Genomic DNA, 22,594 nt, shown 5'->3' with positions numbered 1-22,594 from the left:
GACCGTAAGTAACGCGTGTCACGGTCTCAGGGCGTGAGACACCCGTCACGTTCCGGTTGTGCCGCTCCGGTCCGTCAAATCCGCACCGCTTCGCGCCCTTTGGGGCAACTACGCTGACCGTATGGTCAATCTGACGCGCATCTACACCAGGACCGGCGACCAGGGCACCACCGCCCTCGGCGACATGAGCCGCACCGCCAAGACCGACCTCAGGATCTCCGCGTACGCGGACGCCAACGAGGCGAACGCGGTGATCGGTACCGCCGTCGCGCTGGGCGGGCTGGACCAGGAGGTCGTCACGGTCCTCACCCGGGTGCAGAACGACCTGTTCGACGTGGGCGCCGACCTGTCGACACCGGTGGTGGAGAACCCGGAGTACCCGCCGCTCAGGGTCGAGCAGTTCTACGTGGACCGACTGGAGCAGGACTGCGACCGGTTCAACGAGCGGCTGGAGAAGCTGCGCTCGTTCATCCTGCCCGGCGGCACCCCCGGCGCGGCCCTGCTGCACCAGGCGTGCACGGTGGTCCGGCGGGCCGAACGCTCCACCTGGGCGGCGCTGGAGGCGCACGGCGAGACGATGAACCCGCTCACCGCGACCTACCTCAACCGCCTCTCCGACCTCCTGTTCATCCTGGCCCGCACGGCCAACAAGGAGACCGGCGACGTGCTGTGGGTGCCGGGCGGCGAGCGCTAGGGGGTACGGCGAGGGGGGGCGCCTCCGCGAGACGCCCCCCTTTCCGACCGCGCCCCCTACCGGTCCGCGTCGCTCGTGGCGTCGCGGTCGGCCGCGGCGGCCGCCGATTCGGCCGCGTCCACCTTCTTCTTCATGTCCGCGTAGCCCGAAGGGGTGGCGGTGCCGGAGGACGGGGTGGCGGCGTCGTCGTGGCCGCAGCCCGTGGTGAGCGCGGCGAGGGCGGCCAGGGTGACGGCCGCCGCCGCGCGCCGGGAGCCGCGCCTCACTTCTCCGCCTTGCCGGCGTCGTTCTTCGCGCACCAGGTCTTGACCCCGGCGAGGTCCTTCTTGCGGTCGTGAAGGTCCTTCTTCAGCGACTCGCGGGTGTCCAGGCGGCCCTGGAGGAAGGTGGCGATCTCGGTGTGGCCGGCCTTCTTGGCGTTGTCGACGCGCTGCTGGAGCCGGGCCACCGAGCCGCGCCGGCCCTTGCCGGCGTCCAGCCGCTTCAGGGCGCGGTCGATGCGCTTGTCGATCTTCGGCTCGCGCTTGCACAGGGCCCGCGCGCCGTCGTGGGCCCCCTTGGCGGCGGGCTTGGCGCCGGGCGAGGCGTCGGCGGCGGACGCGGCACCGGCCGAGCCCGCCAGCAGCGCCGCGGTGGCGAGGCCCGCGAGGAGGGTCCGGGTGCTCCGTCGTGCGTCCATGTGCGTCTCCGTTCACGTCCGGGACGGGCTGTGGTGCCGTCCGTCGCCCCGGAGGCTAGGAGGTCTCTTTGGGGAAACCTTGTGACCGCTCCGCCCCGGCCGTCCCGATCAGCCAGTCCCGGCGTCCCGGCGCCCCGGTGCCGTCCAGCGGCAGCCGTACCTCGAAGCGGGCCCCGGTGCCCTCGGGGCCGTCGGTGACGCCGACGCTCCCCCGGTGCAGCGCGGTCTGCTGGGCGACGAGGGTGAGCCCGAGACCGGAGCCGGTGCTGTCGGGGCCCCGCTGGAACCGCTCGAAGAGCCGCTGCCGGGACGCGGCCGGTATGCCGGGCCCCTGGTCGGCCACGGCCACCACCGCCTGCTCCCCGGCCCGCCCCACGGCCACCCGTATGCGCGCGACGCCCGCCGGATCACGGCCGTGGGCGAGCGCGTTGGCCAGCAGGTTGTCCAGCAGCAGCCGCAGCCCCGGCTCCCAGCCCGGCACGACGACCCCCGGCTCGGCGTCCAGCACGACCTCCGCGCCCCGGTCCCGGCGCCGTACCTCGGCCACGGCGGTGTCGGCGAGGTCCGCCAGGTCGACGGCGGCGAAGGTCTCGGCCTCCACCAGATCGCCCCGGCCCAGCTCCCGGAGCATCACCAGCAGGTGCAGCAGCCGGGCGTGTTCGAGGCGCAGGTCGGTCAGCGCCTCGTCGCGGTCCGGGTCGGGCAGGCCGCGGATGCCGAGGACGTCGAGGTTGGTGCCCATGCTCATCAGCGGGGTGCGCAGTTCGTGCGCGGCGGCCGAGGAGAAGGAGCGGGCGGTGTCGAGCGCCTCGGCGGTCCGGGCGGCCTGTTCGTCGTAGCGGGCGAGCACCGTGCGCAGGGTGGACCCGAGTTCGTCGACCTCGGTGACGCCGGTCCGCTCCGGCTCCGGCCGTTCGCCGCTGGTGCGCGGATCAAGGCCCGCCGTGCGCCGGGTGAGGCGGCGCAGCGGGGCGCTCGCGCCGGCGGCCAGGGCCCAGGCGAGGGCGCCGGAGGCGGGCGCGGCGAGCAGCGCGGTGAACACCACCCGGCGCCGGACCAGCAGGACCTGGGCCCGGTCGGCGGTGTCGGGGGCGAACACCCACAGGGTGCCGCCACGCACCGGCCGGGCCAGCCCGCGCCAGCTCCGGGCGCCGTCGCGGACGGTCACCGGCACCCCGGTCCGCTCGGGCAGCCGGGCCGAGGCGCCGGGCTGGGGGCCGCCGCTGAAGACGCCGTCCGGTCCCTGGACGCGTACGCCGACGTCGAGGGCGGTGCTGAACAGGTGCCGCTCGCGCTGGCCGGCGGCGCGGGGGCGGTCGTCGGCCGAGGCGCGCAGCAGGGCGCGGGCGTCCGGGGCGAGAGCGGCGGCGCGTTGGCGCAGGTGCTGGTCGCCGGCCCGGTGCAGGTCGCGGGCGACCAGCTGGGTCAGCAGCCAGCCGGAGGCCAGCACCAGCAGCGGGACGGTGCAGCCGACGGCGAGGCCGACCCGGGTGGAGAGCCTCACCGCGCCTCCCGGAACACGAAGCCGACCCCGCGCACGGTGTGCACCAGCCTCGGGGCGCCGTCGGCCTCCAGCTTTCGGCGCAGATAGCTGACGAAGGTGTCGACGGCGTCGGTGCGGACCTCGAAGTCGTAGCCCCAGACGCGTTCGAGGAGCTGGTCGCGGGTGAGGACGAGCCCGGCGTTGCGCATCAGCACCTCCAGCAGCTCGAACTCCCGCCGGGTCAGGTCGAGTACGCGGCCGTCGCGCTCGGCGGTGCGGGCGCCGGGGTCGATCTCGATCCCGGCCTCGCGCAGCACCTCCCGGGTGCTCGGCGGGCTGCGGCGCAGCAGGGCGCGCAGCCGGAGCACGAGTTCCTGGAGGGCGAAGGGCTTGACGAGGTAGTCGTCGCCGCCCGCCTGGAGCCCGGCGATCCGGTCGGCGGTCTCGTCCAGCGCGGACAGCATCAGCACGGGCAGTTCGCGGCCCTCGTCGCGGAGCCGGGCGCAGACCTGGATGCCGGTCAGGCCGGGCATCGACACGTCCAGTACCAGCACGTCCGGCTGTTCCCGTCCGACGGCGGCGAGCGCCTCGGTGCCGTCGGCGGCGGTGCGCACGGTGAAGCCGTTCAGCCTGAGGCCGCGCTCCAGGGAGCGGCGGATCGCTGCGTCGTCGTCCACCACCAGGACGGTTCCGGGGCTTGCCGAGTCACTCACGCTTCCTCCTCGCGGGCTTTCAAACCCCCACAGCAGCAGAGGAGTTGAGGTTAAGTCGAATTGCGGAACAAATGGTCCAGACCTATTGACCTATGGTCCAGACCTTTCCTATTGTCGCGGCACAGCATGGGCGTGAAGGCTCAGTCATGCCCCCCATGCCTCGTGAAGTTCCCCCCGACATCGAGGGAGTCGCACATGCGCTTCAGACACAGAGTCGCGGCGGGTGCCGTGACCCTGCTGCTCCCCCTGGCCGGCCTGGTCGGCCTGGCCGCCCCCGCCGAAGCGGCCACCAACGTCACCGCGAGCTATGTGAAGTCCCAGGACTGGGGCAGCGGTTTCGAAGGAAAGTGGACCGTCAAGAACACCGGCACCACCGCCATCAGCTCCTGGACGATCGAGTGGGACTTCCCCTCGGGCACGTCCGTCTCCTCCGCCTGGGACGCCGACGTCACCTCGTCCGGCACCCACTGGACGGCGAAGAACAAGTCGTACAACGGCTCGGTGGCGCCCGGCTCCTCCATCTCCTTCGCCTTCAACGGCGCGGGCACCGGTTCGCCGAGCAACTGCAAGCTGAACGGCGACAGTTGTGACGGCACCACGGTGCCCGGCGACGCGGCGCCCTCCGCCCCCGGCAAGCCCACCGCCTCCGCCGTGACCGACACCTCGGTCAAGCTGAGCTGGTCGGCCGCCACCGACGACAAGGGCGTCAAGAACTACGACGTGCTGCGCGACGGGGCCAAGGTCGCCACCGTCACCACCACCTCGTACACGGACACCGGTCTCACCGCCGGCACCGACTACTCCTACAGCGTCCGCGCCAGGGACACCGCCGACCAGACCGGTCCGGCCAGCTCCGCGACGGCCGTGCGCACCACCGGCGGCGGCACCAACCCGCCGCCCGCCACCGGTGACAAGGTCAAGCTCGGCTACTTCACCGAGTGGGGCATCTACGGCCGGAACTACAACGTCAAGAACATCGTGACGTCCGGTTCCGCGTCCAAGATCACGCACATCAACTACGCCTTCGGCAACGTCACCGGCGGCAAGTGCGCGATCGGCGACTCCTACGCCGACTACGACAAGGCGTTCACCGCCGACCAGTCGGTCAGCGGCGCCGCCGACACCTGGGACCAGCCGCTGCGCGGCAACTTCAACCAGCTCCGTCAGCTCAAGGCCAAGTACCCGAACATCAAGGTGCTGTGGTCCTTCGGTGGCTGGACCTGGTCCGGCGGCTTCGGTGAGGCGGCCAAGAACCCGGCCGCGTTCGCCCAGTCCTGCTACGACCTGGTGGAGGACCCCCGCTGGGCCGATGTCTTCGACGGCATCGACATCGACTGGGAGTACCCCAACGCCTGCGGTCTGTCCTGCGACACCAGCGGCTCGGCGGCCTTCAAGAACGTGGTCTCCGCGCTCCGCTCCAAGTTCGGCGCCAATTACCTGGTCACCGCCGCGGTCACCGCGGACGGCTCCAGCGGCGGCAAGATCGAGGCCGCCGACTACGCGGGCGCGTCGCAGTACCTCAACTGGTACAACGTGATGACGTACGACTTCTTCGGCGCCTTCGACGCCAAGGGTCCGACGGCCCCGCACTCCCCGCTCACCTCCTACAGCGGCATCCCGAAGGCGGGCTTCACCACCGCCGACGCGATGGCCAAGTACAAGGCGGTCGGGGTGCCGGCGAGCAAGCTGCTCATCGGCATCGGCTTCTACGGCCGCGGCTGGACCGGTGTCACCCAGGACGCCCCCGGCGGCACCGCCACCGGAGCCGCTCCGGGCACCTACGAGGCCGGCATCGAGGACTACAAGGTTCTCAAGGGCTCCTGCCCGGTCACCGGCACCATCGCGGGCACCGCGTACGCCCACTGCGGCAGCAACTGGTGGTCGTACGACACCCCGTCGACCATCGCCGGCAAGATGAGCTGGGCCAAGAGCCAGGGCTTGGGCGGCGCGTTCTTCTGGGACTTCACCGGGGACACCAGCAACGGTGAACTGGTGACGGCCCTCAGCAACGGCCTGTCGTAGATGAGTTCGGGGGCCGAGCCCCCTAAGCGACGTTGACGCTCCCCCGGACTTCGTCCGGGGGGACCCCCACCCAGCGAGTGAATGTGGCTACGCCACATTCACTCGCTGTCCGGGCGGGGCTGCTTCCAGCCACGCGAGAAATCCGGTCAGCGCGTCTTCGCTCATGGCGAGTTCGAGCCGGGTGCCCTGGTGGACGCAGGCGAGGACCACCGCGTCGGACAGCAGCGCCAGCTCCTCCTCGCCCTCGGGCAGCCGGCGTCCGGCCACCTCGATCCGCGAGCGCTCCAGCACCCGGCGCGGGCGCAGGGCGTAGGAGAACACCCGGAACCACTCGATGCGGTCCCCGTTGTAGCGGGCGATGCCGTAGCTCCAGCCCTTGCCGTTCACCTCGCTCTGCTCCGCCACGTCCCAGCGCAGCGAACAGTCGAAGGTGCCGCCGGAACGCTGGATGAGCCTGCGGCGCAGGCCGAACAGGAACAGACCCACCACCACGAGCGCGACCACGATTCCGCACACAGTCAGAGCGAGGACCATCGGCACCGACCTCCTCGTCTCCCAGGTAGTGGAACTGCTTTCGGCTCAGGGTAATGAAACCGCAGAGCCAGGTAATGGAACCGGAAAAACACCCGGATTCACCTCAGCCGCGACCGGCACCGGAATGTTCCGGGCCGGCCGCGGCTGAATGATGGTCACACGGCGCGATGATCAGCGCGCGGAGGTCGCCGCCCGCAGACGGACGTCGGCGCGACGCTGAGCGTCCTCGTCGTCCTCCGCCTTCGCTCGCTCCAGCTCGCGCTCGACGCGCTGGACGTCGATCTCCTCCGCCAGCTCGGCGATCTCGGCCAGCAGCGACAGCTTGTCGTCCGCGAACGAGATGAAACCGCCGTGCACCGCGGCGACGACGGTGCCGCCGTCACTGGTGCGGATGGTCACCGGGCCCGACTCCAGCACACCGAGCAGCGGCTGGTGACCGGGCATGACGCCGATGTCGCCGGACGTGGTGCGCGCGACGACCAGGGTGGCCTCGCCGGACCAGACCTGGCGGTCGGCGGCGACCAGCTCGACGTGCAGCTCAGCAGCCAAGGTTGGCTCCTCGGATCACCACCCGGCCGTTGTGCCGGGTGTTGGGGTCAATTCTAGGGGGCGTGACCGAGGGGGCGGGGCGGGCCCGCCCCCCGGTCAGGAGCGCGGGTGTCAGGAGACGCCCAGCTCCTTCGCGTTCTTCTTGAGGTCCTCGATGCCACCGCACATGAAGAACGCCTGCTCCGGGAAGTGGTCGTACTCACCGTCGCAGATCGCGTTGAACGCGGCGATGGTCTCGTCCACCGGAACGTCCGAACCGTCCACGCCGGTGAACTGCTTGGCGACGTGGGTGTTCTGGGACAGGAAGCGCTCCACGCGACGGGCACGGTGGACGACGAGCTTGTCCTCCTCGCCCAGCTCGTCGATACCGAGGATCGCGATGATGTCCTGGAGGTCCTTGTACTTCTGCAGGATGCTCTTGACGCGCATGGCGCAGTCGTAGTGGTCCTGCGCGATGTAACGCGGGTCCAGGATGCGGGACACGGAGTCCAGCGGGTCCACGGCCGGGTAGATGCCCTTCTCCGAGATCGGACGGGAGAGAACCGTCGTCGCGTCGAGGTGGGCGAACGTGGTGGCCGGGGCCGGGTCGGTCAGGTCGTCCGCGGGGACGTAGATCGCCTGCATCGAGGTGATCGAGTGACCGCGGGTCGACGTGATGCGCTCCTGGAGGAGACCCATCTCGTCGGCCAGGTTCGGCTGGTAACCCACGGCGGACGGCATGCGGCCGAGCAGCGTGGAGACCTCGGAACCGGCCTGCGTGAAGCGGAAGATGTTGTCGATGAAGAACAGCACATCCTGCTTCTGGACGTCACGGAAGTACTCGGCCATGGTGAGGCCGGCCAGCGCGACGCGCAGACGGGTGCCCGGCGGCTCGTCCATCTGACCGAAGACGAGCGCGGTCTTGTCGATGACGCCCGACTCGGTCATCTCCGCGATGAGGTCGTTGCCCTCACGCGTGCGCTCACCGACACCGGCGAACACGGAGACACCGTCGTGGTTGTTGGCGACGCGGTAGATCATCTCCTGGATGAGCACCGTCTTGCCGACACCGGCACCACCGAACAGACCGATCTTGCCGCCCTTGACGTACGGGGTCAGCAGGTCGATGACCTTGACGCCGGTCTCGAACATCTCGGTCTTCGACTCGAGCTCGTCGAAGTTCGGCGCCTTGCGGTGGATCGGCCAGCGCTCACCGGTGTGCTTCTCGTCGACGTTCAGCACCTCGCCGAGGGTGTTGAACACCTTGCCCTTGGTGAAGTCGCCGACCGGGACGGAGATGGCGTCGCCGCTGTCCGTCACGACGGACTGGCGGACCAGACCGTCGGTGGGCTGCATGGAGATGGCGCGGACCAGGCCGCCGCCCAGGTGCTGGGCGACTTCCAGGGTCAGCGTCTTCTTCTCGCCGTCCCGCGCCGGGTCGGCGACCTCGACGGTCAGAGCGTTGTAGATGTCCGGCATCGCGTCGACGGGGAACTCCACGTCGACGACCGGGCCGATGACGCGGGCGACGCGACCCGTGGCCGCCGCGGTCTCAACAGTGGTGGTCATTTATCGGTCACTCCCCGCGGTCGCGTCGGCCAGGGCGCTGGCGCCACCGACGATCTCGCTGATTTCCTGGGTGATTTCGGCCTGGCGGGCCGCGTTGGCAAGACGGGAGAGCGTGTTGATCAGCTCGCCCGCGTTGTCGGTGGCCGACTTCATCGCGCGCCGCGTGGCAGCGTGCTTCGAAGCGGCCGACTGGAGCATCGCGTTGTAGATACGGCTCTCCACATACCGCGGCAGGAGGGCGTCGAGGACGTCCTCCGCCGAGGGCTCGAAGTCGTACAGCGGGAGGATCTCACCGTCGCCGGTGTTCTCCTCCGCGACCTCGTCGAGGCTCAGCGGCAGCAACTGCTCGGCGACCGCGTTCTGCGTCATCATCGACACGAACTCCGTGAAGACGATGTAGAGCTCGTCCACGCCGCCGTCCGCGTCGGGCGTCTCGATGGCCTCGATCAGGGGCGCCGCGACCTTCTTGGCGTCCGCGTACGTCGGCTCGTCGGTGAAGCCCGTCCACAGCTCCGCGATCTTGCGCTCACGGAAGTTGTAGTGCGCGGCACCGCGGCGGCCGACGATGAACGTCTCCACCTGCTTGCCCTCGCGCTCGAGGCGCTCGGTGAGCTTCTCGCCCGCCTTGATGGCGTTGGAGTTGAAGGCGCCGGCCAGACCGCGGTCGCTCGTGAGGAGCAGGACCGCGGCACGGGTCGGGTTCTCGGCCTCCGTGGTGAGCGGGTGCTTGGTGTTCGACCCGGTGGCGACAGCCTTGACCGCGCGGGTCAGCTCGTCCGCGTACGGCTTGGAGGCCGCCACCTTGCGCTGCGCCTTGACGACACGCGAGGCGGCGATCATCTCCATCGCCTTGGTGATCTTCTTGGTCGCGGTGACGGATCGGATGCGACGCTTGTAGACCCGGAGCTGGGCTCCCATGAGTCAGGTCCCTTCCTTACGTCACTTGGCGGGAGAGGCCGGGGTGTCGTCACCGAGGAGCTTGCCGTCCGAGGTCTCGAACTGCTTCTTGAACTCCGCGATCGCGTCACCGATGCCCTGAAGGGTGTCGTCCGACATCTTGCCGCCCTCCCGGATGGAGGTCATCAGGCCCTGGTGCGAACGGTGCAGGTACTCCAGCAGCTCCTTGTCGAAGCGGCGGACGTCGTCGACCGGCACGTCGTCCATGCGGCCCGTACCACCGGCCCAGATCGAGACGACCTGGTCCTCGGTGGACATCGGCTGGTACTGGTTCTGCTTCAGCAGCTCGGTCATCCGCTGACCGCGGTCGAGCTGGTTCTTGGAGGCCTGGTCCAGGTCGGAACCGAAGGCGGCGAACGCCTCCAGCTCACGGAACTGGGCGAGGTCCACGCGCAGTCGGCCGGAGACCTGCTTCATCGCCTTGTGCTGGGCGGAACCACCGACTCGGGAGACGGAGATACCGACGTTCAGCGCGGGACGCTGACCGGCGTTGAAGAGGTCCGACTCCAGGAAGCACTGGCCGTCGGTGATGGAGATGACGTTGGTCGGGATGAACGCCGAGACGTCGTTGGCCTTCGTCTCGACGATCGGCAGACCGGTCATCGAGCCGGCGCCCATGTCGTCGGAGAGCTTCGCGCAGCGCTCCAGCAGACGGGAGTGCAGGTAGAAGACGTCACCGGGGTACGCCTCGCGGCCCGGCGGACGGCGCAGCAGCAGGGACACGGCGCGGTAGGCGTCGGCCTGCTTCGACAGGTCGTCGAAGACGATCAGGACGTGCTTGCCCTGGTACATCCAGTGCTGACCGATGGCGGAACCGGTGTACGGCGCCAGGTACTTGAAGCCGGCCGGGTCGGACGCCGGGGCGGCGACGATGGTCGTGTACTCCAGCGCGCCGTTCTCCTCCAGCGCGCGGCGTACGCCGGCGATGGTGGAGCCCTTCTGGCCGATGGCGACGTAGATGCAGCGGACCTGCTTGTTCGGGTCGCCGGTGCGCCAGTTGTCGCGCTGGTTGATGATCGTGTCGACGGCCAGGGCGGTCTTGCCGGTCTGACGGTCACCGATGATGAGCTGGCGCTGACCGCGGCCGATCGGGGTCATGGCGTCGACCGCCATGTAGCCCGTCTCCATCGGCTGGTGCACCGACTGGCGCTCCATGACCGTGGGGGCCTGCAGCTCGAGGGCGCGGCGACCGTCGGTCTCGACCTCGCCGAGGCCGTCGATCGGCTGGCCCAGCGGGTCGACGACACGGCCGAGGTAGCCGTCGCCGACGGCGACCGAGAGGACCTCTCCGGTGCGGTGCACCGGCTGGCCCTCCTCGATGCCGCTGAACTCACCGAGGACGATCGCGCCGATCTCGCGCTCCTCGAGGTTGAGGGCGAGACCGAGGGTGCCGTCCTCGAACTTCAGCAGCTCGTTGGCCATGGCCGAGGGAAGACCCTCGATCTTCGCGACGCCGTCGCCGGCGACGGTGACCGTACCGACCTCCTCGCGCGAGGCCGCGTCCGGCTTGTACGACTGGACGAAGTTCTCCAGTGCGTCCCGGATCTCCTCCGGCCGGATCGTGAGCTCCGCCATCTGGGTTCCCTGCTCTCCTTGTTGGGCCCGAAGTTTCACTTTGGGGGGATGTCTGACTCCGGACTCCCCCCTGAACGAGGTGAATCCTCTGCACGGCCCAACCAGGGCCGCAATTACGTACTGCTTGTTTGCTTCTAGCTCGCCATACGGCGGGCGGCGTCGTCCAGCCGGTCCGCCAGGGAACCGTTGATGACCTCGTCACCGACCTGCACCCGGATACCGCCGATGACCTCGGGGTCCACGTCCAGGTTGAGGTGCATCCGGCGGCCGTAGAGCTTGGCCAGGGCGTCGCCCAGGCGACGCTTCTGGGTCTCGCTCAGCGGCACCGCCGACGTGACGGTCGCCACCAGCCGGTCCCGGCGCTCCGCGGCCAGCTTGGACAGGGACTCGAGTCCCGCTTCCAGGCTACGTCCACGCGGCGCGGTGACCAGTCGGGTGACCAGACGCTCGGTGACGGGCTTGGCCCGTCCGCCCAGCAGCCGGTGCACCAGCTCGGCCTTGGCCGCGGTGGACGCCGACCGGTCGGTCAGCGCGGCCCGCAGGGCCGGGTCGGAGGCGACGATCCGGCCGAACCGGAACAGCTCGTCCTCGACGTCGTCCAGCGTGCCCGACTTCTCCGCCGCGGTGAGGTCGGCGATGTCCGCCAGTTCCTCCAGCGTGTCCACCAGGTCGCGGGACTGCGACCAGCGGGACCGGGCGAGCCCGGCCACCAGGTCGGCGGTCGGACCGCTCACCTGGCCGCCGATCAGGCGGTGCACCAGCTCGGCCTTGGCCTCGGCGGGCTGCGCCGGGTCGGTGAGGACCCGGCGCAGGCCGGCCTCGCGGTCGAGCAGCGCGGTGACGGCCGCCAGCTCGTCGGCGAGCTGCGCGGCGTCCACGGGGGTGGAGTCCGTCAGCGCGTCGAGACGCTCCCGTGCGGCTGCCAGGGCCTCGCGGCTCGCTCCGTTCATCGCGTGGCCTCGGCCTTCTCGTCGAGCTCGTCGAGGAAGCGGTCGATCACACGGCTCTGCCGGGCGTGGTCCTCAAGGGACTCACCGACGAGCTTGCCGGCCAGTTCGGTGGCAAGCCTGCCGACGTCCTGGCGGAGCGAGGCCGAAGCGGCCTTGCGGTCGGCCGCGATCTGGGCGTGACCGGCGGCGACGATCTCCTCGCGCTGACGCTGGCCCTCGGCCCGCATCTCCGCGATGAGCGTCGCACCCTGCTCCTGAGCCTCCTGGCGAAGCCTGGCGGCCTCGTGACGAGCCTCGGCGAGCTGGGCCTTGTACTGCTCGAGGACGCTCTGAGCCTCGGTCTGCGCGGCCTCGGCCTTCTCGATCCCGCCCTCGATCGCTTCGCGGCGCTCCTCCAGAACCTTGTTGATGTTCGGGAGGAGCTTCCAGGCGAGGAAGCCGAAGACGATCACAAAGGCGATCAGGCCGATGACGAGCTCTGGGATCGGCGGGATGAGGGGGTTCTCGGCCTCCTCAGCCGCAAGCTGAACCAGGGGGCTCATATCAGTGCCTTTCGTCTAATGGGCTGTCGTGAATCCGACGATTACTTGCCGTAGACGAACGGCATGACCAGACCGATCAGGGCGAGCGCCTCACAGAAGGCGAAGCCCAGGATCTGGTTGGCGCGGATCAGGCCGGCAGCCTCGGGCTGACGGGCGAGCGCCTGGGTGCCGTTACCGAAGATGATGCCGACGCCGACGCCGGGGCCGATGGCCGCGAGGCCGTAACCGATCGAGCCGAGCGAGCCGGAAACAGCAGCAGCAAGAGTCTGGGACATGCCCGTTCTTCCTTTTCTTTACGGACCGGTGGGGGTTGGCCACCGGACGAATGAGGGATCGAGGGAGGGAACGCTCAGTGGTGCTCGGCCAGCGCGCCCTGGATGAAGCTGCAAGTCAGCAGTACGAAGACGTACGCCTGCAGCGCCTGGATGAAGAGCTCGAAGGCCGTCATCACGATGGTCATGATGAAGGACACGCCGGCGTAGGCGATACCGATGCCGTTGAGCATGTACCAGCTGGCGATGGTGAAGAGCAGCAGCAGCGTGTGGCCGGCGAACATGTTCGCGAAGAGTCGGACGGCGTGGGTGAAGGGCCGTACCAGGAGGTTCGAGAACAGCTCGATGAGCATGGCCAGTGGCAGTACCGCGCCGAGCGACTTGTCGTAGCCGGTGAAGTTCTTGAAGGCGCCGACAAAGCCGTGTCGCTTGAAGGTCAGCGAGACCCACAGGACGTAGACGATGGCGGCCAGGACGATCGGGTACGCGATGATCGACGTCACCGGGAACTGGGCGACCGGGATGATCGACCAGAGGTTCATCATCCAGACGAAGAAGAACAGCGAGACGACCAGGGGTACGTACTTCTCGCCTTCCTTCTTTCCGATCGTCTCGTAGACGACACCGCGCCGGATGAAGTCGTAGCCGCTCTCGGCGATCATCTGGAGCTTGCCCGGGACGACCTTCGGACGGGCGAAGGCGGCCCAGAAGAAGACCACGACGATGATCGACCCGAGCAGCGCCAGGAGCATCGGCTTGTTGAAGTACAGGTTGCTGTCCGCGTCGCCCCAGAGCGGCTTGAACAGGAACGAGTGCAGACCCGGAGCCGGGAAGCCGCACCCGGAGAACAGGTGACAGCTCGTGTCGAAAGCGAGCGTCTGCGTCGGATCAGCACTCACCGCGGGCTCCTTCATCGTGGCGCATAGGTACGGCAACCTCGTTGTGTCGGCGCGGCGTACGGCCGCGGTTCGGCACGGGACTGGTGTTACGGATGTGGGGGCGGCTGGGGGGCATCTAGCCTCGCAGTGGAACAGGCGTCAGCTCGGATGCCCGCGCCCGCGATGCCGCAGTTGGCACCGGACGATAGCAGGATCTTTCCCGTGCCTTTATCCCGGCCCTACCCCTCACGACGAACGGTCCGTCTTCTGGGACTTGTCGCCCTTGGCCGAAGCGTCGGGATCGACGTAGAGGATCTTCGCCCTCATGTGGGCCCGCGCCTGGGCGACGATCCACGTGAGGGTGGCCACCACCAGAACGACGGCGAAGGCACGGGGGTTGAACAGGGTGGTGTTCTTGAACAGCCCCACGAAGACGACCAGCAGCAGGAGTTGGGCCGCGTAGAGCAGCAGACCCATCATCTGGAACAGCTGCGGGAACGACCTGGCGGTGCGTTGCAGGACGTAAAGACCGATCCCCATGAAGAGGATGACGATCAGTGTGCCCACGACGGCCCCGATCGCACCCTTGCCACCGGCGACCACACCGCTGACGACGGCGGCGATCGCGCCGACGGCAGCCGTGGGCACGGCGGCCTGGGCAAGAATCCGGACGTCATTGGACGGCATGGCGGCAACTCCGCTTTCACAGGGGGCAGGTGTCGTCATGGACGAGCGTAGTCCCGGACCGAGTACGGAAACTCTTACGCCGTAGGACCGTCGCTTGACGGTCTCGGGCTCTGTCCTGGGTTCTCGTGAACCGTATCACAAACTATTTGATGAGGTCTTTACCTGGGGGCGCATCGTTTGTCACACATGAGAGTGACGACGCGCACAGGTGCAAGAACCGGGTGAGCTTGTCTGGTATTAGGGCGCTTTGCTCCCCCACGACTTGGCAATGCTCTAGTCAGATTCTTACCTTGCGATTCTTGGTGGAACGCGTACTGGCGCCGATCGCGGTCGCCCCGTTGACGCCCGGCACCGCTGCCACGGCGGCCGGCTCGGGGGCCTCCCCGGTGACCGCGTCGGTGGACGCCTCTCCCGATTCGCCCTCGCTCTCCTCGCTGTTGGCATCCGCCTCCGCCGGTTCCGGATAGCGGCGGTAGCGCGGGGGGACGAAGTGCTGGGCCCAGCGGGGGGCGTGGGGGGTGAAGCGGGGCAGGAGGAGCATCACGAGGCCGATGGCGCTCAGGAAGACCACGCCGAGGACGATCCACATCGAGGCCGAGTTGACCGAGTAGGCGAGGACGCCGAAGCCGATGAGGGCCGACCAGAAGTACATGATGAGGACGGCCCGGCTGTGCGAGTGGCCGATCTCCAGCAGGCGGTGGTGCAGATGCCCCCGGTCGGCCGCGAAGGGCGACTGGCCGCGCCAGGTGCGCCGGACGATCGCCAGTACGAGGTCGGCGGCCGGGATGGCGATGATCGACAGCGGCAGCAGCAGCGGGATGTAGGCGGGCACCATCTGGTGCACGGTGCTGCGCTCGGACCCGGAGAACAGGTTCAGCCGGTCCGGGTCGATCTGCCCGGTGACGGAGATGGCGCTGCCCGCCAGCACCAGGCCGATCAGCATCGAACCGGAGTCGCCCATGAAGATGCGCGCCGGATGCATGTTGTGCGGCAGGAAGCCCAGACACATGCCCATCAGGATCGCCGCGAACAGCGTCGCGGGAGCGGCGGCCTCGATGCCGTAGCCGTACCAGATGCGGTAGGCGTACATGAAGAACGCGGCGGTGGCGATGCAGACCATGCCGGCGGCGAGACCGTCGAGGCCGTCGACGAAGTTGACCGCGTTGATGGTGATGACGACCAGGGCGACGGTCAGCAGGGTGCCCTGCCACTGGGTGACCGCGACCAGGCCCACACCGGGCACCGGCAGCCACAGGATCGTCAGACCCTGCACCACCATCACACCGGCGGCGATCATCTGGCCGCCCAGTTTGATCAGCGCGTCGATCTCGAACTTGTCGTCCAGCACGCCGATCAGCCAGATCAGCGCGGCCCCGGACAGCAGGGCGCGGGGCTCGTTGGACTTGGCGAAGACCTCGTTGAGGTTCTGCAGGTGGTCCGCGACGAGCAGCCCCGCGCACAGTCCGAAGAACATGGCGATACCGCCGAGCCGCGGAGTGGGCTCCCGGTGCACGTCCCGTGCCCGGATCTCCGGCATCGCTCCCGCCACGATCGCGAATTTCCGCACCGGCCCTGTCAGCAGGTACGTCACCGCGGCCGTGATGAGAAGCGTCAGCAGGTATTCACGCACGGGCATCCCCACAGAGTTCGCTGGCCATCACAGCCCCACACCCTAGCGAGGGACGTGTAAGGGTGAGGACCAGCGGGGGACGCCCTTGGTTCCGACGGGGTCGTTCCGTACCCGTATGGCACCCCTTGGGAACCCAGGTCCTCAATCCGGGTACGGCGGGAAGCCCGCGGTCAGCTCGCGTACCTCCGCCCGTGCCGCGGCCGGGTCTTGGGCGCCGCCGACCACGTCTGCCAGCAGCGCGGCGATCCGGGCCATGGCCGGCTCCCCCATGCCCTGGGTGGTGACGGCGGCGGTGCCGAGCCGCAGCGCCCGGCCGCCGGTGTGCGCAAGCGCACAGCAGTCCAGCACCAGTCCGGCGGCAGCGAGCCGCCCGCGCGCGGTGCGGCCGTCCATGCCGAGCGGGGTGGGGTCGGCCACGACGAGGGCGGTGTCGGTGCCGCCGGTGGCGATCGTGAACCCGGCCTCGGCCAGGTACCCGGCGAGCGTGTGCGCGTTGGCGACCGTCTGCTGGGCGTAGGCCGCGAAGGCCGGGGTGGCCGCCTCGCCGAACGCGACGGCCTTGGCGGCGACGCTGTTCATCTCCGCGCCCCCCTGGGTGAAGGGGAAGACGGCCCGGTCGACCCGCCGCGCCAGTCCGGCGCCGCACAGGATGAGCCCGCCGCGCGGCCCGCGCAGCGTCTTGTGCGTGCTGACGCACACCAGATCCGCGTACGGCACCGGACTGGGCGCCGCTCCCCCGGCGACCAGCCCGGCGGAGTGCGTGAGGGTCACGATGAGATACGCCCCGACCTCGTCGGCGACCTCGCGGAAGAAGGCGTAGTCGAAGTGGCGGGGGTAGGCGGTGGAGCCGCACACGATCGCCTTGGGCCGGTGCTCGCGGGCCAGCCGGCGCACCTCGTCGTGGTCGACCCGCCCGGTCTCCGGGTCCAGTCGGTAGCCGGTGAAGTCGAACCAGCGGCCGGAGAAGTTCGCGGGCGAGCCGTGGGTGAGGTGGCCGCCGTCGTCCAGGCCGAGGGCGAGGACGCTGTCCCCGGGGCGCAGCACGGCCGCGTAGGCCGCCAGGATGGCCGAGGAGCCGGTGGTGGGCTGCACGTTGGCGTGCTCGGCGCCGAAGAGCGCCTCGGCGCGCTCCACGGCGATCCGCTCGGCGGTGTCGGCCAGCGCGCAGCCCCCGTGGTACCGGGAGCCGGGGTAGCCCTCGGCGTACTTGTTGGCCAGCGCGGAGCCGAGGGTGGCGAGCACGGCGGGCGAGGCGAAGTTCTCGGCCGCGGTGAGCTGGAGGGTCGTCGACTGCCGGTCCAGCTCCCCGCGCAGGATCTCGGCCAGCTCCGGGTCCTGCCGGCTCAGGGTGTCCGCTTCCAGCACGGGTGTGACCGACATGACGGGCTCCGGGCGGTCGACGACGTGGGGCGAGACCCCAGGTCTCCAATGTAGGCCGTGCCGGGGACGGCCGCTCGGCCGCCGGAGGAGTCCCGGCGCCGGAGCCCGGCGCGCGTCACATGCGGGCGGGCACGCCCGTCAGCGCGGTGACGACCGGGTCGAGGGCGTCGCGTATCTCGTCGCCGATGGAGCGGAAGAAGGGCAGCGGGGCCCCGTAGGGGTCGTACACCTCGTCCGCCTCGGCGGTGGGGGCGAGCAGCCAGCCGCGCAGCGCGGCGGCCGCGCGGACCAGGGCGCGGGCGCGCAGCACCACGCCGTCCTCCAGGGGCGGCAGGGTGGCCGGGTCTATCGCGCGGACCAGGCGGGTGAACTCCTTCAGCGTGAAGGTGCGCAGGCCCGCCGAGTGGCCCATGGAGATGACCTGGGCGCGGTGGTCGCGGGTGGCGGTCAGCACCAGGTCGGCCATGATGACGTGCTCGTCCAGCAGCTCCCGGCCGGTGAACCCGGCCGCGTCCGCGCCGAACTCGGAGAGCACGGTCTCCGCGTTCTCCTCCATCCGGGCACCCTCGTGGCCCCAGGTGCCGGCGCTCTCCACGATCAGGCCGCCGCCGAGCACACCGAGCCGTTCCGACACGAAATGCCGGGTCAGCCGCTCGGTGATGGGCGAGCGGCAGACGTTTCCGGTGCTGACGTGGAGGATGCGGAAGGTGTCGCACGGAAACCCGAAGGTGGTGGTCTGCTCCGCCGGGCGGTCCGCGCCGCCTATGCCGCGCATGGGGGGACCCCCTGCCCGGAGCGCTCGGGCGGGACGTACCGCTGGGGGGCCGTCAATTCGCCACCTCGAGGTCGGGTACGACCTTGCGCAGCTCCTCCGGGGAGATCGCGCCCTGGCGCAGCAGCGTCGGCACCGGGCCGGAGACGTCCACGATGGACGAGGGCACGTTGCCCGGGGTGGGGCCGCCGTCGAGGTAGACGGAGACGGAGTCGCCGAGCATGCGCTGGGCGTCGTCGCAGGTCTCCGGGGCGGGGTGGCCGGTGAGGTTGCCGGAGGAGACGGCCATCGGGCCGACCTCGGTGAGCAGCTCGATGGCGACCGGGTGCAGCGGCATGCGCACGGCGACGGTGCCGCGGGTGTCGCCGAGGTCCCACTGGAGGGACGGCTGGTGCCGGGCGACCAGGGTGAGCGCGCCGGGCCAGAAGGCGTCGACGAGTTCCCAGGCCAGCTCGGAGAAGTCGGTGACCAGGCCGTGCAGGGTGTTCGGGGAGCCGATGAGCACGGGGGTGGGCATGTTGCGGCCCCGGCCCTTGGCGGCGAGCAGGTCGGCGACGGCTTCCGAGGAGAACGCGTCGGCGCCGATGCCGTAGACCGTGTCGGTCGGCAGCACCACCAGTTCGCCCCGGCGTACGGCGGCGGCTGCCTCGCGCAGGCCCGTCACGCGGTCGGTGGCGTCGTGGGTGTCGTATCGCCGTGCCATGTCTAGCGGGCCTCCTCGTACACGTAACTCTGGAAGTGGTGCTGCTCGGTGGTCACAGCGTCGCCTTGCGGGCCGTGGCGAACCGGGGGCGGTTGTTGAGGTCGGGGTGGTCGGCCGCGTCGGCCCAGCCCCGCTCCTCGGTGAAGATCCACGGCACCTGGCCGCCCTGGGTGTCGGCGTGCTCGATGACGACGACACCTCCGGGGCGCAGCAGCCGGTGCGCGGTGCGCTCGATGCCCCGGATCAGGTCGAGCCCGTCCTCGCCGGAGAACAGGGCCAGCTCGGGGTCGTAGTCCCGGGCCTCGGGGGCGACGTACTCCCACTCGGTGAGCGGGATGTACGGCGGGTTGGAGATGACCAGGTCGACCTGGCCGTCGAGGTCCGGGAAGGCGGACAGGGCGTCCCCCTGGCGCAGGTCGACGCGCGAGCCCTCGACGTTCTTACGGGTCCACCGCAGCGCGTCCTCGGACAGCTCGACGGCGTGCACCCGGGAGCGCGGCACCTCCTGGGCGAGGGCCAGCGCGATGGCGCCGGAGCCGGTGCACAGGTCGACGATGCTGGGTTCGACGACGTCCATGGCGCGTACCGCGTCTATCGCCCAGCCGACCACCGACTCGGTCTCCGGCCTGGGCACGAAGACGCCGGGGCCGACCTGGAGTTCCAGATAACGGAAGTAGGCCCGCCCGGTGATGTGCTGGAGCGGCTCGCGCTGCTCGCGGCGGGCGATGACCTCCCAGTACCGGGCGTCGAAGTCGGAGTCCTTCACGGTGTGCAGGGCGCCGCGCTTGACGGCGTGCACGAAGGCGGCCAGCTCCTCGGCGTCGGTGCGCGGGGAGGGCACTCCGGCGTCGGCCAGCCGCTGGGTGGCCTGGGCCACCTCCGCGAGCAGCACGCTGCGGGGGCTCGGGGGTCGCCCCCCGAAGTCTTGCTGCACGCTTCTCCTCCGGTCCTCGTGCGTGGTCCTGCCGGGCGTTTCTCAGGCGTTCGCGAGCTTCGCCGCCGAGTCGGCGTCGACGCACGCCTGGATCAGCGCGCCCAGCTCGCCGTCGAGCACCTGGTCCAAGTTGTACGCCTTGAAGCCCACGCGGTGGTCGGAGATGCGGTTCTCCGGGAAGTTGTACGTGCGGATCTTCTCGGAGCGGTCCACGGTGCGGACCTGGCTGCGGCGGGCGTCGGCGGCCTCCGCCTCGGCCTTCTCCTGGGCGGCGGCGAGCAGCCGGGAACGCAGGATGCGCAGGGCCTGCTCCTTGTTCTGGAGCTGGCTCTTCTCGTTCTGGCAGGAGGCGACCACACCGGTGGGCAGGTGGGTGATGCGCACGGCGGAGTCGGTGGTGTTGACCGACTGGCCGCCGGGGCCGGAGGACCGGTACACGTCGATCCGCAGGTCGCTGGGGTTGATCTCGACGTCCACCTCCTCGGCCTCGGGGGTGACGAGGACACCGGCGGCGGAGGTGTGGATGCGGCCCTGGGACTCGGTGGCGGGCACGCGCTGCACGCGGTGCACCCCGCCCTCGTACTTCAGCTTGGCCCACACGCCCTGGCCGGGCTCGGTGGCACCCTGGCCGCCCTTGGTCTTCACCGCGACCTGGACGTCCTTGTAGCCGCCCAGCTCGGACTCGGTGGCGTCGATGATCTCGGTCTTCCAGCCGACCCGCTCGGCGTAGCGCAGGTACATGCGCAGGAGGTCACCGGCGAACAGGGCGGACTCGTCGCCGCCGGCGCCGGCCTTGATCTCCAGGATGACGTCCTTGTCGTCGCTCGGGTCGCGCGGGACCAGGAGCAGGCGGAGCTTGTCGGTCAGCTCCTCGCGCTGCTTCTCCAGGTCCTTGACCTCGGCGGCGAAGTCCGGGTCGTCGGCCGCCAGCTCGCGGGCGGTCACGATGTCGTCCCCGGACTGCTTCCAGGAGCGGAAGGTGGCCACGATCGGGGTCAGCTCGGCGTAGCGCTTGTTCAGCTTGCGCGCGTTCGCCTGGTCGGCGTGGACCGACGGGTCGGCGAGCTTGCGCTCCAGATCGGCGTGCTCGGCGACGAGTTCCTCGACTGCCTCGAACATCTTTCGGCTCCTGTACTGCGGGTGAAGGGCTGGCGGGCGACCAAAAACGCCGGTCCGTGGTCACGCCCCTCGCGGGGCGCGACCGTGGACCGGCGGTTCGGGGGCTCGCTACTTCTTGGAGCCGGAAGCCTTGCCGAAGCGGGCCTCGAAGCGGGCCACGCGGCCACCGGTGTCGAGGATCTTCTGCTTGCCCGTGTAGAACGGGTGGCACTCGGAGCAGACCTCGGCACGGATGGTGCCGTCGATGGTGCTCCGGGTGGTGAACGAGGCGCCACAGGTGCAGCTGACCTGGGTCTCGAAGTACTCGGGGTGGATGTCGCGCTTCAAGGTGTCTCCTAGGTTCCGGGAGGGCGCCGGGTCGCCACCGCGGGAATGCGGGTGCGTGAACCGGAGCCGACGTACCAGTCTGCCAGGACTGGCGCCATCCCCCAAAACCGGGGGTGGGGCTGTTCTATTCCCGGGGGCCGCGCGGCCCCCGGGAGGCCGGTCAGGGGGTGACGACGCCCTTGGCGCCGCCGGTGGCCGAGCCCGCGGTCGCGGAGTCCGGTACCGGCTGGTCGTTCCTCAGCGCGGTCCAGATCTGCCGGGCCTTGGCCGGCTCCAGCAGCACCCGGTTGGGATCGGCGGGGTCGTACTGGACCGGCACGGTGACCATGTGCATCCCGGAGGCGCTGATGCCCTTGAGGCCGCCCGCGAAGTCCGCGAGGGAGTTGACCGAGCCGAGGTCGGAGTCGGTGGTGACGGTCCGGGTCGCGGTGTCGGCGAGGTCGTACAGCTTCTTGGGGTTGCTCAGCACGCCGACCTGCTTGGTCTGGGCGATGAGGGCCTTCACGAACGCCTGCTGGAGCTGGATGCGGCCGAGGTCGGAGCCGTCGCCGACGCCGTGCCGGGTGCGCACCAGGCCGAGCGCCTGCGCGCCGTCGAGGGTGTGCGTGCCGGCCGCCAGGTCCAGGTGGCTGTCCGGGTCCTCGATGGCGCGGGTGGTGGTGACGCGTACGCCCCCGAGGTCGTCGACCAGGCGCTGGAAGCCGGCGAAGTCGACCTCCAGGTAGTGGTCCATGCGGATACCGCTGAGCGACTCGACGGTCCGGACCGCGCAGGGCGCGCCGCCGGTGGCGTAGGCCGAGTTGAACATGACGTCCTTCGCCGCCGGGTACGTGTGGCCCTTGGTGTCGGTGCAGGCGGGACGGTCGATGAGGGTGTCGCGCGGGATGGACACCACGGACGCCTTCTTGTGGCCCTTGTAGATGTGGACGATCATCGCGGTGTCGGAGCGGGCGCCGCTGTCGGCCGCTCCCCCGCCGATCCTCCGGTTGGCGCCGTCACGGGTGTCGGAGCCGAGGACCAGGATGTTCTGGGAGCCGTTGTCGGCCTTGGCGGGCCTGTCGCGGCCGAGCATCTGGTTGATGTCGACGCTGTGGATGTTGCCGTTCAGCTTGAAGTAGACGTACCCGGCGCCGGCACCGGCCAGCACGACCACGCCGGCCGCTGTCCATGCCGTGGCGAGCAGGGCCTTGCGGCCCGTGCTGCGGCGCTTGCGGCGGCGCCCCTTGCCCCGGCGGCGGGGGCCGTCTCCGGGCTCCGGTATGCCGGGCTCCGGCGTGCTCTCGGTGGACACTGCGCTCCTAGGTCTCGTCCGTTCGGTTACCCCCTGCGATCAGGGTCGGGAGCGGTCATCACCACTCCATCGTCGCTCCACCTGGGGGAACAGGGAAACTCGGGACAGGCTCGCACAAAGCGCTGCGGCGCCCGGTGCGGCAGTGGTGACCCTCCGTGCCCGGAACCTCGGACCGTCTCCCCGCTCACCTGCGCTTTCTCGTAAGGGGCCGTACCGCGCCAAGTCGGTACCGAACGTCACACCTGTGGCAAAGGTCTCGCGGGAGCGCGCGGCGCGCAATCGGCGCGCGAAAAGGGCCGCCCCCGGCGCGTGCGCGGCGGGGGCGGCCCTTCAGGTTCCCTCAGGTCCGAAGCGG

24 protein-coding genes are annotated in these 22,594 nt (G+C 70.1%); 2 read left to right on the top strand and 22 right to left on the bottom strand.

What is annotated here, in order from left to right; genetic code table 11:
* Window positions 1–121: 121 nt before the first annotated feature.
* Window positions 122–694 (top strand): cob(I)yrinic acid a,c-diamide adenosyltransferase, encoded by a 573-nt coding sequence (locus D0Z67_RS20055; protein WP_031181230.1) that lies wholly within the window; start codon window positions 122–124, stop codon window positions 692–694.
* A 56-nt stretch (window positions 695–750) separates the two neighbouring features.
* Here D0Z67_RS20055 and D0Z67_RS20050 read toward each other — a convergent pair whose 3' ends face one another.
* The 4 genes from D0Z67_RS20050 to D0Z67_RS20035 are packed head-to-tail and all read right to left on the bottom strand — an operon-like array spanning window position 751 to window position 3,569.
* Window positions 751–960, bottom strand: a complete 210-nt coding sequence (locus D0Z67_RS20050; protein ID WP_031181229.1) for a hypothetical protein — start codon at window positions 958–960, stop codon at window positions 751–753.
* On the bottom strand, window positions 957–1,373 hold the full coding sequence (locus tag D0Z67_RS20045) for a hypothetical protein (RefSeq protein ID WP_031181228.1): 417 nt from the start codon (window positions 1,371–1,373) through the stop codon (window positions 957–959). Before D0Z67_RS20045 ends, D0Z67_RS20050 begins: the two co-directional genes overlap by 4 nt.
* Window positions 1,374–1,428: 55 nt before the next feature.
* Window positions 1,429–2,877 carry a sensor histidine kinase gene (locus D0Z67_RS20040; protein WP_031181227.1) on the bottom strand — a complete coding sequence of 483 codons (1,449 nt, stop codon included), beginning with the start codon at window positions 2,875–2,877 and terminating at the stop codon, window positions 1,429–1,431.
* The gene (locus tag D0Z67_RS20035; protein ID WP_031181226.1) at window positions 2,874–3,569 is read right to left on the bottom strand and encodes a response regulator transcription factor; all 696 of its coding nucleotides are present in this window, start codon (window positions 3,567–3,569) and stop codon (window positions 2,874–2,876) included. Before D0Z67_RS20035 ends, D0Z67_RS20040 begins: the two co-directional genes overlap by 4 nt.
* A gap of 195 nt (window positions 3,570–3,764) precedes the next feature.
* On the opposite strand from D0Z67_RS20035, the gene D0Z67_RS20030 reads away from it, so the two are divergent.
* The gene (locus D0Z67_RS20030; RefSeq protein ID WP_031181225.1) at window positions 3,765–5,591 is read left to right on the top strand and encodes a glycoside hydrolase family 18 chitinase; all 1,827 of its coding nucleotides are present in this window, start codon (window positions 3,765–3,767) and stop codon (window positions 5,589–5,591) included.
* An 87-nt stretch (window positions 5,592–5,678) separates the two neighbouring features.
* Here the strand turns inward: D0Z67_RS20030 and D0Z67_RS20025 are convergent, their stop codons facing one another.
* From D0Z67_RS20025 to D0Z67_RS19940, 18 genes are all read right to left on the bottom strand, one after another.
* Window positions 5,679–6,125 (bottom strand): DUF2550 domain-containing protein, encoded by a 447-nt coding sequence (locus tag D0Z67_RS20025; protein WP_031181224.1) that lies wholly within the window; start codon window positions 6,123–6,125, stop codon window positions 5,679–5,681.
* Window positions 6,126–6,296: 171 nt separating this feature from the next.
* Window positions 6,297–6,674, bottom strand: coding sequence for a F0F1 ATP synthase subunit epsilon (locus tag D0Z67_RS20020; protein ID WP_030815967.1), 378 nt, complete (start codon window positions 6,672–6,674; stop codon window positions 6,297–6,299).
* A gap of 111 nt (window positions 6,675–6,785) precedes the next feature.
* A complete protein-coding gene (gene atpD / locus D0Z67_RS20015) occupies window positions 6,786–8,222 on the bottom strand; it encodes a F0F1 ATP synthase subunit beta (RefSeq protein ID WP_031181223.1) in 1,437 nt (478 codons plus the stop codon).
* Window positions 8,223–9,140: a F0F1 ATP synthase subunit gamma gene (locus D0Z67_RS20010; protein ID WP_031181222.1), complete on the bottom strand. Its 918-nt coding sequence runs from the start codon at window positions 9,138–9,140 to the stop codon at window positions 8,223–8,225.
* A 21-nt stretch (window positions 9,141–9,161) separates the two neighbouring features.
* Entirely contained in the window at window positions 9,162–10,754 is a 1,593-nt protein-coding gene (atpA, locus tag D0Z67_RS20005; RefSeq protein WP_031181221.1) for a F0F1 ATP synthase subunit alpha, read from the bottom strand.
* A gap of 134 nt (window positions 10,755–10,888) precedes the next feature.
* On the bottom strand, window positions 10,889–11,704 hold the full coding sequence (locus D0Z67_RS20000; protein WP_031181220.1) for a F0F1 ATP synthase subunit delta: 816 nt from the start codon (window positions 11,702–11,704) through the stop codon (window positions 10,889–10,891).
* Window positions 11,701–12,246 (bottom strand): F0F1 ATP synthase subunit B, encoded by a 546-nt coding sequence (locus D0Z67_RS19995; RefSeq protein WP_031181219.1) that lies wholly within the window; start codon window positions 12,244–12,246, stop codon window positions 11,701–11,703. Before D0Z67_RS19995 ends, D0Z67_RS20000 begins: the two co-directional genes overlap by 4 nt.
* A 41-nt stretch (window positions 12,247–12,287) precedes the next feature.
* On the bottom strand, window positions 12,288–12,521 hold the full coding sequence (gene atpE / locus D0Z67_RS19990; RefSeq protein WP_031181218.1) for an ATP synthase F0 subunit C: 234 nt from the start codon (window positions 12,519–12,521) through the stop codon (window positions 12,288–12,290).
* Window positions 12,522–12,595: 74 nt separating this feature from the next.
* Complete coding sequence (gene atpB, locus D0Z67_RS19985) at window positions 12,596–13,432, bottom strand: F0F1 ATP synthase subunit A (protein WP_031181217.1); 837 nt, start codon at window positions 13,430–13,432, stop codon at window positions 12,596–12,598.
* 210 nt (window positions 13,433–13,642) lie between these two features.
* A complete protein-coding gene (locus tag D0Z67_RS19980) occupies window positions 13,643–14,083 on the bottom strand; it encodes a Cg1360 family ATP-synthase-associated protein (protein ID WP_031181216.1) in 441 nt (146 codons plus the stop codon).
* A gap of 277 nt (window positions 14,084–14,360) precedes the next feature.
* Window positions 14,361–15,713: an MraY family glycosyltransferase gene (locus tag D0Z67_RS19975; protein WP_031181215.1), complete on the bottom strand. Its 1,353-nt coding sequence runs from the start codon at window positions 15,711–15,713 to the stop codon at window positions 14,361–14,363.
* Window positions 15,714–15,854: 141 nt separating this feature from the next.
* Complete coding sequence (locus tag D0Z67_RS19970) at window positions 15,855–17,093, bottom strand: serine hydroxymethyltransferase (protein WP_031181214.1); 1,239 nt, start codon at window positions 17,091–17,093, stop codon at window positions 15,855–15,857.
* 115 nt (window positions 17,094–17,208) lie between these two features.
* Window positions 17,209–17,868, bottom strand: coding sequence for an arsenate reductase/protein-tyrosine-phosphatase family protein (locus D0Z67_RS19965; RefSeq protein WP_031181213.1), 660 nt, complete (start codon window positions 17,866–17,868; stop codon window positions 17,209–17,211).
* 52 nt (window positions 17,869–17,920) lie between these two features.
* Window positions 17,921–18,568: an L-threonylcarbamoyladenylate synthase gene (locus D0Z67_RS19960; RefSeq protein WP_031181212.1), complete on the bottom strand. Its 648-nt coding sequence runs from the start codon at window positions 18,566–18,568 to the stop codon at window positions 17,921–17,923.
* Window positions 18,569–18,620: 52 nt separating this feature from the next.
* Window positions 18,621–19,460, bottom strand: a complete 840-nt coding sequence (gene prmC / locus D0Z67_RS19955) for a peptide chain release factor N(5)-glutamine methyltransferase (RefSeq protein WP_030815940.1) — start codon at window positions 19,458–19,460, stop codon at window positions 18,621–18,623.
* Between the two features lie 84 nt (window positions 19,461–19,544).
* A complete protein-coding gene (gene prfA / locus D0Z67_RS19950; RefSeq protein ID WP_031181211.1) occupies window positions 19,545–20,621 on the bottom strand; it encodes a peptide chain release factor 1 in 1,077 nt (358 codons plus the stop codon).
* Between the two features lie 108 nt (window positions 20,622–20,729).
* Window positions 20,730–20,948 carry a 50S ribosomal protein L31 gene (gene rpmE, locus D0Z67_RS19945; protein WP_030815934.1) on the bottom strand — a complete coding sequence of 73 codons (219 nt, stop codon included), beginning with the start codon at window positions 20,946–20,948 and terminating at the stop codon, window positions 20,730–20,732.
* 160 nt (window positions 20,949–21,108) lie between these two features.
* Window positions 21,109–22,239, bottom strand: a complete 1,131-nt coding sequence (locus D0Z67_RS19940; protein WP_031181210.1) for an LCP family protein — start codon at window positions 22,237–22,239, stop codon at window positions 21,109–21,111.
* Between the last annotated feature and the right edge of the window lie 355 nt (window positions 22,240–22,594).

This window comes from Streptomyces seoulensis (assembly GCF_004328625.1).
Classification (GTDB): Bacteria; Actinomycetota; Actinomycetes; order Streptomycetales; family Streptomycetaceae; genus Streptomyces; species Streptomyces seoulensis.
The sequence above is the reverse complement of the archived record's forward strand: the minus strand, read 5'-3'. Positions and strand labels throughout refer to the sequence as shown.

Bases quoted from the DNA above. Each gene is read 5' to 3' on its own strand.
- D0Z67_RS20045 (WP_031181228.1), bottom strand. From the start codon at position 1,373: ATGGACGCACGACGGAGCACCCGGACCCTCCTCGCGGGCCTCGCCACC.
- atpE (WP_031181218.1), bottom strand. From the start codon at position 12,521: ATGTCCCAGACTCTTGCTGCTGCTGTTTCCGGCTCGCTCGGCTCGATC.
- atpA (WP_031181221.1), bottom strand. From the start codon at position 10,754: ATGGCGGAGCTCACGATCCGGCCGGAGGAGATCCGGGACGCACTGGAG.
- D0Z67_RS19960 (WP_031181212.1), bottom strand. From the start codon at position 18,568: ATGGCACGGCGATACGACACCCACGACGCCACCGACCGCGTGACGGGC.
- D0Z67_RS19970 (WP_031181214.1), bottom strand. From the start codon at position 17,093: ATGTCGGTCACACCCGTGCTGGAAGCGGACACCCTGAGCCGGCAGGAC.
- D0Z67_RS20055 (WP_031181230.1), top strand. From the start codon at position 122: ATGGTCAATCTGACGCGCATCTACACCAGGACCGGCGACCAGGGCACC.
- D0Z67_RS19995 (WP_031181219.1), bottom strand. From the start codon at position 12,246: ATGAGCCCCCTGGTTCAGCTTGCGGCTGAGGAGGCCGAGAACCCCCTC.
- atpD (WP_031181223.1), bottom strand. From the start codon at position 8,222: ATGACCACCACTGTTGAGACCGCGGCGGCCACGGGTCGCGTCGCCCGC.
- atpB (WP_031181217.1), bottom strand. From the start codon at position 13,432: ATGAAGGAGCCCGCGGTGAGTGCTGATCCGACGCAGACGCTCGCTTTC.
- D0Z67_RS19980 (WP_031181216.1), bottom strand. From the start codon at position 14,083: ATGCCGTCCAATGACGTCCGGATTCTTGCCCAGGCCGCCGTGCCCACG.
- D0Z67_RS19965 (WP_031181213.1), bottom strand. From the start codon at position 17,868: ATGCGCGGCATAGGCGGCGCGGACCGCCCGGCGGAGCAGACCACCACC.
- D0Z67_RS20030 (WP_031181225.1), top strand. From the start codon at position 3,765: ATGCGCTTCAGACACAGAGTCGCGGCGGGTGCCGTGACCCTGCTGCTC.
- D0Z67_RS20025 (WP_031181224.1), bottom strand. From the start codon at position 6,125: ATGGTCCTCGCTCTGACTGTGTGCGGAATCGTGGTCGCGCTCGTGGTG.
- D0Z67_RS20000 (WP_031181220.1), bottom strand. From the start codon at position 11,704: ATGAACGGAGCGAGCCGCGAGGCCCTGGCAGCCGCACGGGAGCGTCTC.
- prfA (WP_031181211.1), bottom strand. From the start codon at position 20,621: ATGTTCGAGGCAGTCGAGGAACTCGTCGCCGAGCACGCCGATCTGGAG.
- D0Z67_RS20010 (WP_031181222.1), bottom strand. From the start codon at position 9,140: ATGGGAGCCCAGCTCCGGGTCTACAAGCGTCGCATCCGATCCGTCACC.